The organism is Oceanobacillus chungangensis (assembly GCF_003369565.1).
GTDB lineage: Bacteria > Bacillota > Bacilli > Bacillales > Amphibacillaceae > Oceanobacillus > Oceanobacillus chungangensis.
Map to the genome: position 1 here is coordinate 120,786 of NZ_PIOD01000016.1, position 18,477 is coordinate 139,262.

Sequence of the window (18,477 nt, forward strand, 5' to 3'; positions counted from 1 at the left end):
GTCCCGAAGCTTTTTCTTAACGGAGAGGTAGTAAAAATTAATAGTATTCGTCATAATGGCTTTGCGAAACTATCCCCATTTCTAATGCGCGTTTTGGATCAATTAGGAATATAGGACTAATCGCAAATATGTAGTAGATGATTAGATGCAAGAAGCCAAAAAAGATAACTAGGCTCCCCTCTGTTGCTATTGTAACTCGCATGGTGATAATACCACCTATCCCAAGAACAAGCATTCCTATATAGTAATAGAGCAGAAACTTAGGTGGTGCCCTATTCCCATCTTCATCAATGCCATTAATATTACAGGCAATCTTCTCCCTGTTAATAAACCCAATCATAAATGTAATGATATGGACTAAAATGATTAACCATCCAACCCAGGTCCCCCAAACAATACTAAACAGCGGAATTGCTGAATAGAAAAATATCATAATTAACATGACAAACACATTAATACTATTGAGGTGGATACCACTATATCCATACTTTAACCATAGTATAAATAATAGAAGAACAACGACTGGAATGGTACACATAGTGGCTATGAAAAGCTTCAAATTCTCAGTAAGGGCACCCATTATTGGAGCTATCATTATACATACAATGATAACGTTAAAAATATTGGTTTCTGAAATCCGCTTTCTATTCTCTCTCATCTGACTCCCCCTTATGTCTATCTATGCTAGTTTCTAAAATGACAAGCATGTAAAGCATAATTATCTCGTTACAATATTATACGATTATCGAGCGTAGTCGGTTTCAAACGACAAGAAAAACAGGAATAAAGGGCTAGATGTTATGATTCTACCGAACTGATACTGTCTTTGATACGATGCTCTTCAATGAAAGTGTTTCTATCTTCTAAAAATGTAATATTTACAAAAGTAGACATCACTTTCCTAACAAATTTACCCATAATAAAAAGCAGGAAATCTGTTCATGATTCCCCACTTTTGAATGTTACTTCAACTGTAAATATATACGTCCCTACGCAAAGTCGGCACCGCCTGCTGAGGAAGCAGCTGATTCGTCAGCCTTCACACAATCTATGGCAACTACGAGCGCAATCATAATCGTCTCCATCTCTTCCTTCAATACTTGAACCTTGTAGCTATCGCCCCAAGTGAACCACTCCTTGCTTACTTCTCCGACGACCTCACCATGCTGGTACACTTGGAAATTCATGTCCCACCAATTTCCTTTAACCTCAATACCTGCCGCATCAATCGTATAGCGTGCTTTAAAGAAAGAAAAATCCTTCTTAATCGTCAGCACCTCTTGATTATTCACCTCAACAAAAAACTTCGGCAAAAAGCTGAACATCTTTTTTGTAATGAGCGCAACTTCGTCTCTTGCTGCATTCATAATGGAGAAGGTCTTTGGGATTCGCATAAAACTGCCCTCCACATAATAAACATCTTGTTCCTGCTGATCCTTTACCGTAAACTTGCCGCTTAGACTGAACACCTTTTGTTTAATATACAGTTGCTTCATGCTATGCCTCCTTTGGTTTAGCGCCTATAATACATAAAAATTATATTTTCTAATATAAAGTCTATCACAATTCAATGCTATTGAATTACTCATTAATTTAAAATATCAAAGGATACAAAATTATATAAATAGGACATTTAATAATAAAATCACTTATAGTGTATGATTAATGTAGGCTAGACAAGAACTAATAAAAAAAATACATTGAATGCTTTCTAAAATAACGGACTTTCTACTAGAAAAAGGGCATTTCAACGCGATAAAGAATAGCATAATTGTTAAACGTAATTCATACCATCCTGGCTCTTTTCCCGCTAACCTTCTTTTAATTCATCTGGATAACTATCTAGTTCTATCAATAGTGAAGCCGACCTATATCTATTAGAGTATCCCTTATGCCAATACAATTCTAAGCAAAGGAAAGTCCCACAATTTGACACGATATCAAATGATGGGACTTCATTTTACTTATGATAACTTTTCGCCATTTGTCGCAATTACATTCTTATACCAATCAAAGCTTTTCTTTTTCATACGTTTTAGTGAACCATTTCCTTCATTATCTCGGTCAACATAAATATAGCCATATCGTTTCTTCATTTCTCCAGTAGATGCACTGACGATGTCAATTGGTCCCCAGCTCGTATAGCCGATAATTTCCACCCCATCCTCGATTGCCTCGCCCATTTCAGCAACATGCTTTTGTAAGTAATCAATTCGATAGTCGTCATCAATTGTTCCATCTGCAGTTATTTCATCAACCGCACCAAGACCATTTTCCACGACAAACAATGGCTTTTGATAGCGATCATAAAGCTGATTTGCAGTGATACGGAAACCTTTAGGATCAATCGTCCATCCCCACTCTGAAGTTTCTAAATATGGATTAGTAACGGAACCAAATACGTTTCCACTTGTAATCCCCTTTAAAATCTCTGGATCCGTACTCGTTGTTCTGCTTGAATAATAGCTAAACCCGATATAATCAACCGTGTGATTTTTCAATAATGCGGCATCTTCTTCTTCCATTTCGATTGTCAGGTCGTTGTCTTTAAAGAAGCGTTTGGCATAGCCAGGGTATTCACCTCGGGACTGAACATCAATGAAGAAGAATGATTCACGATCCTTTTCCATTGCTTTGTAAATATCATCTGGATTACTCGTATACGGATAAGTTTGTCCTGCTGCAAGCATGCAGCCAATTTTTGCATCTGGAATCATTTCATGGCATGCCTTCACAGCACGTGCACTTGCAACAAGCTGGTGATGTGCTGCCTGATATTTAATTTGTGTTTCATTTTCACCTTCTTTAAACACAAGGCCAGCACCGACAAATGGCATATGAAGCAGCATATTGATTTCATTAAATGTCATCCAATATTTCACTTTTTCTTTATATCGTTCGAAGATTGTTCTAGCATACGTTTCAAAAAAATCAACAAGCTTTCGACTTCTCCAGCTTCCATATCTTTCAACTAAGTTTACTGGTACATCAAAGTGAGCGATTGTTACGACAGGTTCAATATTGTGTTTGATTAATTCATCAAATAAATCATCATAAAACTGCAGTCCCGCTTCGTTTGGCGCCTCATCATCTCCATTAGGGAAAATTCGTGCCCAGGAAATCGAAACACGCAATGCTTTAAAGCCCATTTCAGCGAACAAGGCAATGTCCTCTTTATAACGATGGTAGAAATCAATTGCCTTATGTGATGGATAATATTCGCCTTCAATAGGCGTTAATGTATCAATGTTTCCTATTGCAATTTGCCAGCGTTTTTCTCCAGTCGGCATCAAATCGACAGTTGTTAATCCTTTTCCACCTTCTAAATATGCGCCCTCCACTTGATTAGCAGCTAAAGCGCCCCCCCATAAAAACCCTTCAGGAAATTTTGACATGATACAGTCTCCTTTTCAACATATGTATAAAGGAAAGGTATTCACTTTCCTTTTCTTTTATCCGACTATCCTTCTATCTATCTGTTATAATAACAATTATAGATTTTCTCCATTTGTAGCAATAACTTCTTTATACCAGTAGAATGATTTTTTGCGTTTACGTTCTAATGTACCAGTACCATCATCATGCTTGTCTACATAAATGAAACCATAACGTTTAGAGTATTCGCCAGAAGAAGCACTTACTAAATCAATACATCCCCAGCTCGTATAGCCGATTAATTCTACACCATCTTCAATTGCTTCTCTCATTTGGTCAACATGCTCACTAAGATAATCAATTCGGTAGTCATCATTGATTGAGCCGTCTGCTTCTACTTTGTCATATGCACCTAATCCATTTTCCACAACCATTAAAGGCTTTTGGTAACGGCCATACAGCTCGTTTAGAGAAATTCTTAAACCAACAGGGTCTATTTCCCATCCCCAATCACTTGCTTTTAAGAATGGATTTTTAATGCCGCCAATTAAATTACCTTGTCCAATTTCTTCAGGTGATTTTACTTTTTTATCTGTGCGTGACATGTAGTAACTGAATGAAATGAAGTCTACTGTCCCTTCTTTAATAGTTTCCAAATCACCTTCCTGGATATCAAGCTCGACATTATTCTCTTTGAAATATCGCTTAGCAAAGTAAGGGTATTCCCCTCGAACCTGTACATCCCCACACAAGAAATTAAATATATCCGCTTCCTGTCTAACATACATTACATTTTCCGGGTTTGAATCATACGAATAAACCGGTGCATAAATCAGCATGCAGCCAACCAGTGACTCTGGAATAATCTCATGGCCCATTTTAACCGCCATTGCGCTAGCAACAAATTGGTGATGCAAGCCTTGGAAGCTATCCTGCATACGAGTTTCTTCGCTATCCGGTGAAAATCCTAGACCAAATAAAGGCATATGCGTTGCGCCGTTTATCTCATTGAACGTTAACCAGTATTTAACTTTATCTTTATAGCGTGTAAAGATAGTTCTTACATATCTTTCAAAGAAACCAATCAATTTACGATTCTTCCATCCGCCGTACTCCTTTATCAAATGCAGGGGAGTTTCATAATGTGCGATTGTAACTAATGGCTCAATTGCATGTTTATGCAGTTCATCAAAAACATTATCATAGAAAGCAAGCCCTTCCTCATTTGGCTCCAGCTCATCACCATTAGGAAAAATACGGCTCCAGGCAATACTCAGACGGAATACTTTAAAGCCCATTTCCGCAAAGAGAGCAATATCTTCTTTATAGCGATGATAGAAATCAATCGCCACATGATTGGGATACGTATATTTCGATTCATCTATTTCAAAGTCAAACCCAGTTTGTGACATTACGTTTAGTCTTGATTTTCCACCAGGTAAAACATCTGCAAGATTGAGTCCCTTTCCACCTTCTAAGGAAGCTCCTTCTAATTGATTGGCAGCTGTTGCGCCGCCCCATAAAAATCCTTCTGGAAATCGTTTTGTCATTTTTATTCCTCCTAAGTATAAATTGATTTATTTTATTTTTAATTTCAATAACAAGTCCCCAGTGTTAACTTTCTGTTCGCTGATTACTTTTATTTCATATTGATCATAGTTTGTAACAACTACAGGAGTTGTTAAAATAAAGCCTGCTTCTTTTATTGCATCCGTATCAAACTCAATTAATAATTGACCTTTTTCAACACGGTTTCCTTGAGCGGTATGAGCCGTAAAATGCTTCCCGCCCAACTGTACTGTATCCATACCAACATGGATTAACACTTCCGCACCTTCATCAGATGTAATGCCAATTGCGTGGTTTGTAGGGAATAATACCGTTACAATTCCAGATACAGGTGAAAACAGCTTCCCTTCAGCAGGTTCAATCGCCACACCTTGTCCTAATGCCCCTGAAGAAAAGGCAGCATCTTCAATAGTTGCTAAAGCTTTTACAGTTCCATTGAAAGGACTAACTAAAACTTCATTTTTTACGCCTTGTGCTGTAGTCGCTCCTGCTTGTTGAGCTGCTTCCTCTGTTTGCACTGTGCCTGCTTCGTTTTTGTTAATGCCGCCAAAGAAGTATGTTAATACGAAGGCTAAGACGGTTCCTACAACAACTGCAATAACAGAACCCCAGAATGCCAAGTTTAAGCCTTCTTCTGGATGGATTAGACTAGGGAATTGGAATATGCCAAGACCACCCAACACATATCCTTTTGTACCAAAGAATCCTAGTAACCCACCACCAATTGCTGATGAAATAATTGTGAAAATAAATGGTTTCTTAAGTGGCAATGCGATACCATACATCGCAGGTTCCGTAACACCAAAGACAGATGATATAAATGCTGGTGCACTAAGTACCTTTGTTTTTTGATTTTTTGTTTTTAACCAAACAGCTAGAATGGCTCCTGCTAATGCAAATGAGTGAACGAATACCAATGCTAAAATTGGGTCAACACCTGCAACTGCAAAGTTATTAATTGCAATCGGAACAAGACCCCAATGCAGTCCAAACATAACAAATACTAACCAGAAACCACCAAGGAATACTCCTGCAATAACTGGACTTAAATCATAAATCCAAACGGTTGCTGTTCCAAGCATCTGACTTGCCCAAGTTGCAATTGGACCAATAATAATAAATGTTAATGGAATAATAATAAGCAATGTAAACATTGGAACTAAAAATGCTTTTATAATTGATGGAATTACTTTAGATAAAAAATTTTCCAGCTTTGTTGCAAAGAATGCGGATACAATAATTGGTATAACGGACATGGAATATGTCATCAAGATAACTGGAATACCAAAAAATTCGATATAAATTGGTGATTCAAACATCGTTCCTGCAAATAGTGTGTATAAAGCCTCTCCTGTCTTAGGTATTCCTTCAAGCGCCGGATAAACCAGTGCCATTGCAATGACCATACCCAAGAATGGCGTTCCACCGAATTTCTTCATTGCTGTATATCCTAAAAGTACCGGTAAGAAGTAGAACAATCCATCACCAATGGCATTTAATATTTGATATGTTCCACCTTCCTGATCGAGCCATCCAATTGCGACAAACAATGCATTAAAACCTTTAATCATACCTGATGCAGCTAATACTCCAAGTATTGGCGTAAAGATACCAGAAATCATATCAATAAAACGATTGAACAAATTCCCCTTTTCCCCTCCATCGGCATCAACTGGAGCAGCGTCTTGGAATCCACCTTCTGTTACTACTGCTTTATACACATCAGGCACGTGATTACCAATAACAACTTGATACTGGCCGCCACTTTTCATAACAGTGACAACACCATCCATATTTTTTAGTACTTCTGTTTGCGCCTTTTCCTCATCTTTCAGCTTAAAACGCAAACGGGTAATACAATGTACAACACTGTTAACATTTTCTTTTCCGCCAACATTTTTAATAATGTCCTCTGCCAATTGCTCGTACTTCATTCTCGCTCCCTGCTTTCCATTTTAAAATATAGTTATGATTCAAATAAAAAACCTGAATTACTTTTGAACACGCAATATACGCATTCAAAATTAATCCAGGTTATGCCCAAAAAGAGGTAACATTCCTTCTATTCAGTATTTAATATTAATTACATTATACGACAGTTTTAATGAATGTCAACGCTTTCTTTACTAAATAAACGAACTCTATTTTAATAATTTGAAAAATCAGTATTTAAACTCAGCCTACTGGTAATACGATGGATATGCAAAGTTAAATAGACCTTTTCATCATTAGAAATCTCCCAATTATAATCTTGAGCAATATAGTTTGCAATTCTTTCTGTACATTGAAATGCATCTGTATATTTTTGTTTTACTTGTTCATATAGAAAATTGTCATACATATTACCCGATTTTTCATTACGGATAAAACGAATCGTAAAAAAGCGTAGATGTGTCAAAAATCGTTCGTAATTAATCGATTCTTCATCTAATTCTATTTTAAAATAGTATTTTACGATATTTAAGATATTATTAACCATTTCAGTAACTTTAACTGCCGCCATCATATTTTCACCGGAAAGCTGACTATTGACTAAATGCAATGCGATAGAAGCTGCTTCGTCTTCCGTTAATCTAACCCCTGTTTCTCTTTCCACGATGTCAAGAGCTTCAAGAGCTATCTGGAATTCCTGTTTATAGTATCTACGGATTTCCCATAGCAAAGGGTTTTTCAGATTAATTCCGTTATTATGCCTTGTAATCGCAAAGCTCAAGTGATCGGTTAACGCAACATATAAATAATCATCCAATTTATATGTAAGACGCGATTTAGCCAATTCGAGAATTTTGTAAGATAGATCAAGGAATTTCCCTGGTGTATCTTTCATTAATTCCGCAAGCTTTAATGCTACATTAGAGCTTTCCAGTACAAAGGTTTTCTCAATATTGGTTGTGTCAATCATATCCCCAACCTTTTTCTGAAACGCTAAACCTTTGCCTACAACAACCATTTCCTGGTCTGATTTATTCTTAGTCATTACTACATTATTGTTTAATACCTTCACTATTTTCATCTACACTCACACCTGAAAAGCGTATTTTATGATACTTTTACTACATATTCTTTTTAGAAAAAAACCTGGATTAACTAAACTGCAGATAAAAAATCCCCCACAGATTAATTAACCCAGGTTTTGCCTGCCTAACAGTAACAACCCTTTAAGTTAAGTTTATTATATATGATTGCGGTTTCAAATGCAATGAAAAGTGTAAATTTTATAAAAAATACCAGGTATCAATACCTAGAATAAAAGGGATATTCAATTCAAAGTCAATCAATCTTGAATAGGCTTAATAATGTATGTATCAATGCGATTAAGACATACAACGAAAGAGACAGGTACCACGTGCGAAATCCCATGATACCTGTTCCTCTTTCATTTTATGATTTAACAGATCCTTGAAGGGACAAGTTGTTTGCCGCATATTCATCTACAGCTTCTTTTTCTTTAAATTCATCATAGCATAAACCATATGGCTTGGCCTTGATGTATTTACCTTGTCCTTTTCTTCCAACAAATTTGCCATTTTCAGCTGTCAGCTGTCCACGAAGGTAAACTTTTTCAGGTCTGCCAATCATTTCCATGCCCTCAAAGGTGTTATAATCACTTTGATGGTAACTTTCTTCCACAGTTATTTTCCCTCTGTACTCTGGATCAAAGATTACGATATCTGCATCGTAGCCGATAGCGATTTGACCTTTTCCAGGGAGGCCAACTACCTTAGCAGGATTCGTAGCAAAGAGTTCGACAAACTTTTCTTTCGTTATCTTTTTTGTTTCTACTCCATAAGTCCATAGCAGGGCAAGCCGATCTTGAGCGCTCGGACATCCATTTGGGATTTTCGTGAAGTCATGTATCCCTTTCTTCTTATCCACTTCAAAACCGCCGACATTTGCTGCATGGTCTGAGCCTACTGCCTTCAGCCATCCTTTTTGAACCGCTTGCCAAAGTGCATCTACATGCTCCTCTTTTCTAAGTGCAGGAGAACATACAAACTTTGCTCCTTCAAAATTTGGTTTTGCCAGGGATTCTTCTGTAAGCGTGAGATAATGGGTACAGGTTTCACCGTAAATGGAAAGTCCTGATTCATAGGCATCTCTGATTGCTTCCATCGATTCCTTTGTTGATACGTGAACGAAAAATAAAGGGGAATCCGCAAGTTCCGCCATATAAATCGCTCTTCTTGTTGCCTCTGCCTCAACGATTGGCGGTCTGGAAGCTGCATGATAGATAGGATCTGTTTTTCCTTCGCTTATAAGCTGCTTTTGCAGCAGACTAACCAATTCGCCGTTTTCAGCATGAAGAAATACAGTTACTCCAGCTTCTTTAGCAACTTGCAGGGCTCTGAAAATCCAATCGTCATTGACCATATATGGTGTTCCTTTATATGCCATAAAGAACTTTATTGTAGATATCCCTGCATCTGGAAGGGTTAAAATTTCATCAAAAAGATCTTCTGTCGGATACATGACCATTCCATGGAAAGCATAATCAACCATGGCAACGTCTTTCGCCTTTTCATTAGCTGCATTTACAGAATCCCTTATACTTCTTCCTTCTATCTGGTTTGGAAAATCCACGATAGTTGTTGTTCCACCAACAACAGGTGCATTACTCGTATTAAAATCCAGTGTTCCGAATGATCCGTAGTGAACATGCTCATCGACTCCGCCAGGAAAAACGTACTTTCCTGTGGCATCTACTATTTGGTCAGCATCATAATTTAAATCCTTACCGATTGCTACGATTTTTTCCCCTTCGACGTAGATATCTGACTTATATTCGCCTTCTGTAGATAGAATGTTTCCGTTTTTTATCAATAAACGCATTCATGTCACTCCCTTTTAAATGGATGGATACCAATTACTGCTTTTACTGCACTTATGTAGTAAGAAAGCAGGTACACCTTCTTCACTACCTAACTACCGTAAAAATCAGGGATGCCTTAAATGAGGCATCCCTTGTTTATATTATTATGTCAATTGCGTTACTTGCTTTGCTTTATAACCATTGTAAACGCTGTCATCTATGCGGTTTAAATATTCAACGACTTCATCAACTGATAAGACATCTGCAAATTTCGCGTCCATATCAAATAGATTCCATTCAACAACTCCCGGAACTCTATCACCAATCGTTCCTTCTGGTACAATTGTTTTAAATCCGTATCCAGTAGAGTCCATTACAGTATGTCTCACACATGCACAAGCTGTTGCTCCCATAACGATTAGCGTATCTACTCCAAGCTTCACTAACGTTTGTGCTAAATGTGTCCCAAAGAAATTACTTGCATACTTTTTATGGATCACAGGCTCTTCTGGTCTAGGTTTTAGTTTTGGATCGATTTCCATCCATTCCGAATCAATTTCCAATTTATCCATTGGAATTTTTTCGTTCCATCTAGGTAAGTCCCATTGTTCTTTTCCTACGTAGCCTGTCGTAGTGTGGAATATTGGAACACCAGATTTTCTCCCCGCTTCTAATACTTTTAAAGCATTTGCACAAATTTCATCATTGTTGTTACAAGTAAATGGATGTCCTTCACTCATCCAAGCTTTAGCCATATCGACTGTAGTAATAGCTGGCGCTTTACCAAAGCCCATTCTTTTTTGAAATCCTCTTTCCTTATAAATTTTTCTTGCCTCGGCAAACGCCTTTTCTAATAATTCCTGGTCAAATTCATAATTCCCTTGATTGTCTTTATACTTTTCGCTCATTTTGTAAATCCTCCTTCATATTTGAAAGTAGTTATCTTACTACCTATATCTATTGCAATAACCATGCCAACTTTTAAAATGTTCATATGAAGGGAAAAGCAATCATAAAAATCTCATTGACTGTTGCGTAAATGCAACAGCAGCTCATAAAGCAAGATAACAAAAGCGGATTGACAACGTTTTCATTTATGCAACAATATTACGAATATTGCATAAATGCAACAGTCTATAAATTCCTTTGGAAACTTGATAATGCTTTATACTTTCTTAACTACCAATATCATATTTTTTTATTTTTCTGGAAAGAGTAGAAGGATTTATCCCTAACGCTTTTGCTGCTTTTCTCAAGGAAGTATGTTTGCTTAATGCAGACTCCAAGATAATTTTTTCATAGACCCCCATCAGAAATTCTAATTTCCCCTTATTTTCTTCGGCGTGTTTATATCCATCCATAAGCACATGTTCATTAAGAATCTTATCTGGCAGCTGTTCAAAGCCTATGACATCTCTTTCGTTCATAATAAACATGTATTCCACTATATTTTGCAATTCTCTTACATTTCCTGGCCATGAATACTTTACCAGTGCATCGATAAGCTCTTCGGATGTGATGACGTTTTTATTGTATTTACTGTTAAGATTCTTCATAAAATAATGGATCATCTCTGGTATATCCTCCAGGCGTTTCCTAAGGGGAGGAATCGTGATGGGAAACACATTTAGCCTGAAATACAGATCTTCTCTAAATGAATTATTTTTAATCTCTTCCAGGAGATTTCTATTTGTTGAAGCGATAATTCTTACATCTAGCTTGATAGGCTTCGTGCCGCCAATTCGAAATACTTCTTTTTCTTGAATCACTCTTAGTAATTTGGATTGAATCGGCATTGTAAGTTCCCCAACCTCATCCAAAAGTATCGTCCCAGTATTTGCAAGCTCAAACATACCAGCCTTTCCAGAGTTTGATGCACCTGTGAACGATCCAGGCATGTAGCCAAAGAGTTCAGATTCAAATAGTTCCTTAGGTATTGCTGCACAATTAACTCTAATAAAGGGTTTATCTTTTCTATTACTGTTTTGATAAATAAAGCTGCTAAGGACTTCCTTTCCTGTCCCAGATTCTCCAGTGATAAGTATCGTACTATCAAATTTAGCTGCAGTAGAAGCAAGCTTTAGCGTCTCCTTCATCGCCTCGCTTTTGTATATCAGTCCTTTTGCGGAGAAATGTTCTTTTCTTAACAGCTGCAATTCCTGAGAGTAGTGCTGTTTAATCAGATTTGCTTTTTCCAGTTCTTTTTTTAGTTTGTTTAAGCCCTCGATATTTCTTGTATTGCATATGACTCCGATAATTTCTTTCTGTGCGTTATATATAGGAGCTGCTGTTGTAAGTGCCGTTCTGCCAGAAATATATCGATGGATTAATGAAATGGACTGTTTTGTTTCTAATACTTTTAATGATGCGGATTCATTGAAGGCTTTTTCTTCTAAAAGTTTTTTTAAATTTTCCCCCAGAATATCTGATCTCTTCAGGCCAGATATTTCCTCATAAGCAGGATTGATATAAAGGACATTTGCATTACTGTCTGCTATTAATACACCGTCTGAGGAAAACTCCAATCCCCCAAATATATAGTCTGGGATTTGTTCTAATAATTCTTCTTTAACCCTCATCAAATGACTCAATATTTTCCCTCCTATAACAAACAACATTAAACTTTCTCTAATAATAAGTAGAACTTTTGCTTAAGAAGCAATGAAGCGCTAAGTCGAAAAGAGCCAGAAGTAGTGTCTAGGATTTCGTTCATTATTGGAAGGTTCTGTCCCTGGGCTTCATACGAATCTGCGCGAATTTACGGTAATATGCCACCTCTATGTGTGAGCAGGGAGACGTGATGTTCCGGAGGAGGATTCTATTCATAGATGCTGATAAAACGCATACATTCTTGCTATAGTTTCATCATACACTCATATACCATTGTAATAAAGCATAAATTATCAAAATAAATAAAATATATAGAAAAGTGAAGACGGTTATTATCATTTTACAAAAAATACCCTAAAGGTAGACTTTTTAGTGTCCACACTATAGGGTATTTTCTATTATTAACCTTCGTATTCTTTTACTACAAAATATTGAACGTTTGCCTTAACAAGAACTAAGTCATCAGTGAGAACAAGAACTGGGCTATCAATATTATCTTCAAATTGATTCTTTATCGAATTTCTTGCACGAGTCAGATTCGTTTCTTCTATTAAATGTCCTACTTCTCCGTTAATCATTGTAAAGGTTACTTCGTATTGTTTCTTCATGTCCTTTTTCCCCTTATACCTATACATATTTCGTTTTATGTCTTCCCACTCTTGCGAAACTTCATGATTCATTTTGTCGAATATACTTGAATCCTGCTTTACTCCCGAATATGCCGGATCTATACATAATATGTATGCGGTAGTTTTTCACTATATTATATATTCAAATTGAAAAACTTCACAACAAACAGCCTAAGTAATTGTCACTGAATTTTTTATAGAACAAAGCCTGTCTCTCTCTTCACTAAAGCTTGAAGTGAGGGACAGGCACCTTTAATTCACTCACTAATTAGCAGGTACTTTACCCCATACACTCTCAGTGATGTTAATTAAGTGACTTATTTTATTCCATTGTTCTGCTTCTGTTAAGATGTTACCTTCTTCCGTACTAGAAAATCCGCATTGAGGACTTAATGCCAGGTTTTCTAAAGGAATATACTTGCTTGCTTCTTTTATTCTATCTTTAATCATGTCTGCATCCTCAAGTTCCGGAAATTTAGATGTGATCAATCCTAGTACGACAACTTTGTCATCACGTTTAAAGCTTTTTAATGGTTCAAAGTCACCGGAACGTTTATCATCATATTCCAGGAAGAGTCCATCTACATTTAAGTCAGCAAATATCGCATCGGATATATGATCATATCCTCCACTAGTAATATAGGTAGATTTGAAGTTCCCGCGACAAATATGCATTGTGATAATCATATCATCGGGTTTCTTAGAAATCGCATCATTTAAACAATTTACTCTAGTATTAATGATGTCCCCTACATCCATGTTGAGCTTTTCAACAACTGCGTTTATACGTTCTTCCGATACAAAGTCGATCCAAGAAGTATCGTCTAATTGCAAATAGCGGCAACCTGCATCATAGAAGGCCTGAATTGCCTTTTGGTAAGCTGCTACTGTATCTTGATAGAATTGTTCTCTGTTCCCGTTATAATACTCATCACCCTGAATTCTCGTGAATAGCATATTCGGACTTGGAATTGCGAACTTAGCAACTTGACTTCCATCACCATATTTTTCTACTGCATCTTTTAAGAATGTAAAGTGTTCGACCATATAATGATTATCAAAGTCTACTTTATTAACAACCTTGATGGCATTATTTCTAGTTTTTGCACCTTTGAAGTTACTTACATATTCCGTTTCAAACTGTTCGACACCTTCTAAACCGGATAAGAAATCTAAGTGCCACCATGAGCGTCTAAACTCACCATCCGTTATTGATTTAAGGCCCACTTCAATTTGTTTTTGTACAAGCTTCTCAATCTCGATATCTTCTACCTCTTTTAAGGAAGTTTTATCAATTTTTCCATTTGCATAATCTGCTCTAGCTTGTTTAATCGGTTCCGTTCTTAGAAAACTCCCTACATGGTCAGCTTTTAATGTTAACTTATTTGCCATCTGTATGCATTCTCCTTCATGTTAGCCAAAATTCTGATATTTAGAATTCTAAGAAGAGAGGTAATTACCGTAAGCCAATCCTCTTCTTTTTTGTTTGATGTTAAATAAGTATACCATTGGTAAATCAATATAGTGTTACACCTAAAATCTATGTTTTGCTATAGCTTTAAACTATGACCCCCATAGCCCCCCATTCAATCATTACATCAGCAACTGCAACGGTATCCACTTTATCGCCATTGCTTGAATAAAAGGGTATGTTAAGCGACCATGTGAGAAACACAGACATAGAAATATTTCTGCGTTTCTCACATGGTCGAGCATGTTCAATTGATTTTTCTGCAAATAAAACATTGATGAATCCTACATCATGTAATAATACTTATCCCAATCAATATTTCTACAAACTACTTTGATCTATGAATTCTTTGCTTCTCAATTGTTTTTAAATACATTCTGTAAAAAAGTTTAAATGATAAGTAGGCAATCAATGTTCCAGTAAAAAGTGGTAAAAGAAAGAGTAAAACATAAAAACTTAAATATAAAATAATGCAACTGCCTATAAGAATCAGTAAAGTAGATATCGGATTACCGATTGTGGCGAGCAATGCATTTTTTAACAATGCCGACAAATTCAATTGATAATGGGATACCACCGAAAAGAAATTCATCGAAAATACAAATAGAAAAACTCCTATTATAATTAGCATATATAACAGAAAAGAATTTTTATCGATAAAATAATAATAGTCGGCAATCAATACTGTCCAAGCAGCTGTAATGATAAAACCACCGAACATACTTTTTTTATAATTTTCCTTATAATATTTCCAATATGATTTAAACAATGGGCTTATCGTACCTTGTATAACCCATTGTCTAATTGCAGCAAACATTGCAGTAGTTGCCGGAAAAAACAGGAATGGCATCATGAGCGCAGCAATAAATACGAATACAAAATATCCTTCTTGCTGCCCGGAAAAAAATATAAGTGTGGCGAATATTATTATCGGTAAATTAAATATTACCCAAAGCAAATTAATAATAGAGAACCTCATGACCCAATCACATAAGCTATAAAGGGATCCCATAAGACTAGTAGAATTCTCCAAATTATTCATCTCCCCCTTTTCCTATCGATTGGTGAATCTTCTCTGTTTCTGTCGGAGTGTTTATTAACTTATCTGCACTCAGATTACTTCAACTTTACGATTAATTGAAATAATCCTCTTCGTTTCATTCGATTCTAATGCCGCTAAAATAACCTCTAATGATTTCATGCCTTCTTCACCGTTAATAAGTGGTTCTGTATCATGAATTACCGAATTGACAAAATGATCAATAACATGTGTATTTGTTTGGCCATCTTCTTCATTTGTCTGAATCTTATCTAATTCATAGTTCACTATTTCACCGTTGCTGTACTGAACAACTAGTGAATACACTGGATCTTCTTCTAATCTTAAGGTTGCATTTTCACCATAAATCACTGTGGAATTATCTCCACCTGACGTATAAGCCCAACTGGCTGTTAACGTACCAATAACTCCATCCTCCGTTTTGACGATGCAAACAGCATTATCATCGACTTCAGTATTTTCTTTAGCATTTGTTTCTACAAATGCACCCACTTCCACAATATCACCTAATAAATATCGTATTAAATCCGATTTATGTACGCCTAAATCTCCTAACGCACCAATAAAGGCTTTCTCTTTATCAAAGAACCAACTTCCCCTTCCATCGATGCTCCAATTTTCTGGTCCTGGATGCCCGAAAGTAGTTTTAAAGCTATATATTTTCCCTACTTCTCCACTTTCAATCAATTTCTTTGCCTTTTGATGTGACGAGACAAAACGCTGATTATGTGCAATCATCATTTTTTTACCATTTTCTTCTGCTGCTTGAATCATTTTCTCTGCTTCCTCTTTAGATACTGCCATCGGCTTCTCACACAACACATGATATCCAGCATTTAAAGCGTCTATGGAAACTGGTGCATGTAAATTATTCGGGAGGCATACACTTACTGCATCAAGGCCTTCAATAGCAAGTAACGCTTTATAGTCTGTAAAAGCTTTTGCATTATATTTAGCAGCCATCTCCTCCGCACGCTCATAAACAATATCGCAAACAGCTACAATTTCCACATTGGGATTTGCCTCGTATTCAATCAAATGCCGTCTTCTCGCGATACTTCCGCAACCAATCACTCCAACTTTTAATGTCTTCATAGCGTTCATGTCCATTCCCCCAAATATCATAATTTTTTTCACCTATTACTCTTTTACTGCTCCACCAGCTAAGCCCGTTGTAACTTTCTCTTGAGAAAACAGGTATATAAGGAGCACCGGTATACTAGCAAGTGTCAACGCGGTCATTAAACCTGGTATATTAACAGAAAACTCTCCCTTAAAGTTTTGCAATCCAAGTGGGAGTGTCATTCTTTCTGACGTAGAAATTAATACAAGTGCAAAGACAAATTCATTCCATAAATGGATAAAGTTATAGATTAGCACCGTCATTAAAGCCGGGGTAACCATCGGTAAAATAACTCTTCCAAAAATACTAAAATGCGAAGCACCATCTAGCTCTGCTGCTTCTTCGAGTGACTTCGGAATTTCTGCCATAAACTGGGTCAATATGAAAACTGATATTGGCAGACTAAATGCTATATACGGACCTAATAATGCCCATAGGCTATCATATAATCCCATACTTTGTGTGAGCTTGAATATAGGGATCAATGTCGCATGAATAGGAAGCATCATTCCAGCAATGAAAAGTAAATATACGACACCTCTGAATTTAAATTTCATCCTACTTAAAGGATAACTGGCCATCGATGCAAACAACATAACAGCCAAAACAGATAGAACAGTTATCAGCACACTATTTGTAAAATATCTCGTTAACCCCATCTCAAAAACTAGTTGGACGTTTTCAAGGTTGAATGAGGTAAACAAGGAAAATGGTGCCTCATAAAATTGCGGCTGGCTTTTTAATGCCGTTGAAATCATGTATATGAATGGATAGCCTGTAAATAATAATAAGACTATAGCGAGGATATAGAGTAAACTGCGCTTAAGTATAGAAATCATAGATAATCACCTTTCTTTTTACGATAATGATCGAGTGACTGAATGATTACCACTACAACTAAGGCGAGCGCAAACATTATAAAAGCAACCGCGCTCCCATACCCCATGTTATAATTTACAAAGGCTTGTTTATACATGTATGTTCCAAGGATTTCTGTACCGTGATTTGGTCCCCCGCCGGTCATAATATAAAATAAATCAAATGATTTTAAAGATCCTACAATCGCTAATATAGACGATGTCACAATAGTAGGTGCAAGTAATGGCAAAGTAATTTTCATGAATTTTTGAAAATAATTCGCGCCATCAATTTCTGCTGCTTCATACATCTCTTCTGATATGCCAACAATTCCTGCTTTAAAAAGAATCATATAAAATGGAGAAAACTGCCACACAATTACCATCAGCACAGAAAATATAGCTATATTTTGTTCACTAAGCCATGCAATATTTTCAAAGCCTAATAGGTTTATCCCTTGATTTATTGCCCCATTAATTGGATCATACATTAATCTCCAAAGTATACCGACCGCAACCGTCGACATAAGAAAGGGAATAAAGTAAACACCATTAAATAATCGTATCCCCCTAATTGGCGCAAAAAGTAACAAAGCCATGACCAACCCTAGTGGTATTTGAATAAAAACCGAAGCGAATACTATCCAAATGTTATTTTTTAATGATACCCAAAAAATATCATCATTGAACATTGTGATGTAGTTATCTAGACCTATAAATACTTTATCGCTTACACCATCCCAATCAAAAAAACTATAATTTAATGTGGCTAATATAGGATAGATAACATACAAAGAGTAAACAATGAATGCCGGGGCAATAAAGAGACTAATCGTTATTGTCTTTCTCAATTTCTGCCTCGATATTTTACTTTTTGATTTTGTTTCCTTTGACTCCATTGAGTCTATTAAAGTAATATCTGTAGTCACGATTTTCCCTCCTTATACATAGGGTTGGAATGGTGGAAGGGCAC

15 protein-coding genes are annotated in these 18,477 nt (G+C 36.4%); all 15 read right to left on the reverse strand.

The features are described 5' to 3' along the window. Positions 1-37: 37 nt before the first annotated feature. Positions 38-658 (reverse strand): hypothetical protein, encoded by a 621-nt coding sequence (locus CWR45_RS13855; protein WP_115750455.1) that lies wholly within the window; start codon positions 656-658, stop codon positions 38-40. Between the two features lie 331 nt (positions 659-989). Beyond that, a complete protein-coding gene (locus CWR45_RS13860; RefSeq protein WP_115750456.1) occupies positions 990-1,496 on the reverse strand; it encodes an LURP-one-related/scramblase family protein in 507 nt (168 codons plus the stop codon). Between the two features lie 468 nt (positions 1,497-1,964). Further along, entirely contained in the window at positions 1,965-3,395 is a 1,431-nt protein-coding gene (locus tag CWR45_RS13865; RefSeq protein WP_115750457.1) for a 6-phospho-beta-glucosidase, read from the reverse strand. 96 nt (positions 3,396-3,491) lie between these two features. After that, positions 3,492-4,925: a glycoside hydrolase family 1 protein gene (locus CWR45_RS13870; RefSeq protein ID WP_115750458.1), complete on the reverse strand. Its 1,434-nt coding sequence runs from the start codon at positions 4,923-4,925 to the stop codon at positions 3,492-3,494. 27 nt (positions 4,926-4,952) lie between these two features. Next, positions 4,953-6,878, reverse strand: coding sequence for a beta-glucoside-specific PTS transporter subunit IIABC (locus tag CWR45_RS13875; RefSeq protein WP_115750459.1), 1,926 nt, complete (start codon positions 6,876-6,878; stop codon positions 4,953-4,955). Between the two features lie 212 nt (positions 6,879-7,090). Continuing rightward, the gene (licT, locus tag CWR45_RS13880; RefSeq protein ID WP_115750460.1) at positions 7,091-7,957 is read right to left on the reverse strand and encodes a BglG family transcription antiterminator LicT; all 867 of its coding nucleotides are present in this window, start codon (positions 7,955-7,957) and stop codon (positions 7,091-7,093) included. A 368-nt stretch (positions 7,958-8,325) separates the two neighbouring features. Then, the gene (hydA, locus tag CWR45_RS13885) at positions 8,326-9,774 is read right to left on the reverse strand and encodes a dihydropyrimidinase (protein WP_115750461.1); all 1,449 of its coding nucleotides are present in this window, start codon (positions 9,772-9,774) and stop codon (positions 8,326-8,328) included. A gap of 144 nt (positions 9,775-9,918) precedes the next feature. Beyond that, positions 9,919-10,662 (reverse strand): isochorismatase family protein, encoded by a 744-nt coding sequence (locus tag CWR45_RS13890; protein WP_115750462.1) that lies wholly within the window; start codon positions 10,660-10,662, stop codon positions 9,919-9,921. A 267-nt stretch (positions 10,663-10,929) separates the two neighbouring features. Further along, complete coding sequence (locus tag CWR45_RS13895; RefSeq protein WP_170138869.1) at positions 10,930-12,345, reverse strand: sigma-54 interaction domain-containing protein; 1,416 nt, start codon at positions 12,343-12,345, stop codon at positions 10,930-10,932. A gap of 420 nt (positions 12,346-12,765) precedes the next feature. Next, the gene (locus CWR45_RS13900) at positions 12,766-12,972 is read right to left on the reverse strand and encodes a hypothetical protein (RefSeq protein WP_115750639.1); all 207 of its coding nucleotides are present in this window, start codon (positions 12,970-12,972) and stop codon (positions 12,766-12,768) included. A gap of 285 nt (positions 12,973-13,257) precedes the next feature. Further along, on the reverse strand, positions 13,258-14,385 hold the full coding sequence (locus CWR45_RS13905) for a 5-methyltetrahydropteroyltriglutamate--homocysteine S-methyltransferase (protein WP_115750464.1): 1,128 nt from the start codon (positions 14,383-14,385) through the stop codon (positions 13,258-13,260). A gap of 407 nt (positions 14,386-14,792) precedes the next feature. Then, a complete protein-coding gene (locus tag CWR45_RS13910) occupies positions 14,793-15,497 on the reverse strand; it encodes a YesL family protein (protein WP_170138870.1) in 705 nt (234 codons plus the stop codon). A gap of 78 nt (positions 15,498-15,575) precedes the next feature. Beyond that, the gene (locus tag CWR45_RS13915) at positions 15,576-16,619 is read right to left on the reverse strand and encodes a Gfo/Idh/MocA family protein (protein ID WP_115750640.1); all 1,044 of its coding nucleotides are present in this window, start codon (positions 16,617-16,619) and stop codon (positions 15,576-15,578) included. A gap of 45 nt (positions 16,620-16,664) precedes the next feature. Continuing rightward, positions 16,665-17,486, reverse strand: a complete 822-nt coding sequence (locus tag CWR45_RS13920) for a carbohydrate ABC transporter permease (protein WP_115750466.1) — start codon at positions 17,484-17,486, stop codon at positions 16,665-16,667. Continuing rightward, positions 17,483-18,433: a carbohydrate ABC transporter permease gene (locus CWR45_RS13925; RefSeq protein WP_245975426.1), complete on the reverse strand. Its 951-nt coding sequence runs from the start codon at positions 18,431-18,433 to the stop codon at positions 17,483-17,485. Before CWR45_RS13925 ends, CWR45_RS13920 begins: the two co-directional genes overlap by 4 nt. Between the last annotated feature and the right edge of the window lie 44 nt (positions 18,434-18,477).

Bases quoted from the DNA above. Each gene is read 5' to 3' on its own strand.
- CWR45_RS13855 (WP_115750455.1), bottom strand. From the start codon at position 658: ATGAGAGAGAATAGAAAGCGGATTTCAGAAACCAATATTTTTAACGTT.
- CWR45_RS13875 (WP_115750459.1), bottom strand. From the start codon at position 6,878: ATGAAGTACGAGCAATTGGCAGAGGACATTATTAAAAATGTTGGCGGA.
- CWR45_RS13905 (WP_115750464.1), bottom strand. From the start codon at position 14,385: ATGGCAAATAAGTTAACATTAAAAGCTGACCATGTAGGGAGTTTTCTA.
- CWR45_RS13865 (WP_115750457.1), bottom strand. From the start codon at position 3,395: ATGTCAAAATTTCCTGAAGGGTTTTTATGGGGGGGCGCTTTAGCTGCT.
- CWR45_RS13900 (WP_115750639.1), bottom strand. From the start codon at position 12,972: ATGAAGAAACAATACGAAGTAACCTTTACAATGATTAACGGAGAAGTA.
- CWR45_RS13890 (WP_115750462.1), bottom strand. From the start codon at position 10,662: ATGAGCGAAAAGTATAAAGACAATCAAGGGAATTATGAATTTGACCAG.
- CWR45_RS13870 (WP_115750458.1), bottom strand. From the start codon at position 4,925: ATGACAAAACGATTTCCAGAAGGATTTTTATGGGGCGGCGCAACAGCT.
- CWR45_RS13915 (WP_115750640.1), bottom strand. From the start codon at position 16,619: ATGAAGACATTAAAAGTTGGAGTGATTGGTTGCGGAAGTATCGCGAGA.
- CWR45_RS13920 (WP_115750466.1), bottom strand. From the start codon at position 17,486: ATGATTTCTATACTTAAGCGCAGTTTACTCTATATCCTCGCTATAGTC.
- CWR45_RS13860 (WP_115750456.1), bottom strand. From the start codon at position 1,496: ATGAAGCAACTGTATATTAAACAAAAGGTGTTCAGTCTAAGCGGCAAG.
- licT (WP_115750460.1), bottom strand. From the start codon at position 7,957: ATGAAAATAGTGAAGGTATTAAACAATAATGTAGTAATGACTAAGAAT.
- hydA (WP_115750461.1), bottom strand. From the start codon at position 9,774: ATGCGTTTATTGATAAAAAACGGAAACATTCTATCTACAGAAGGCGAA.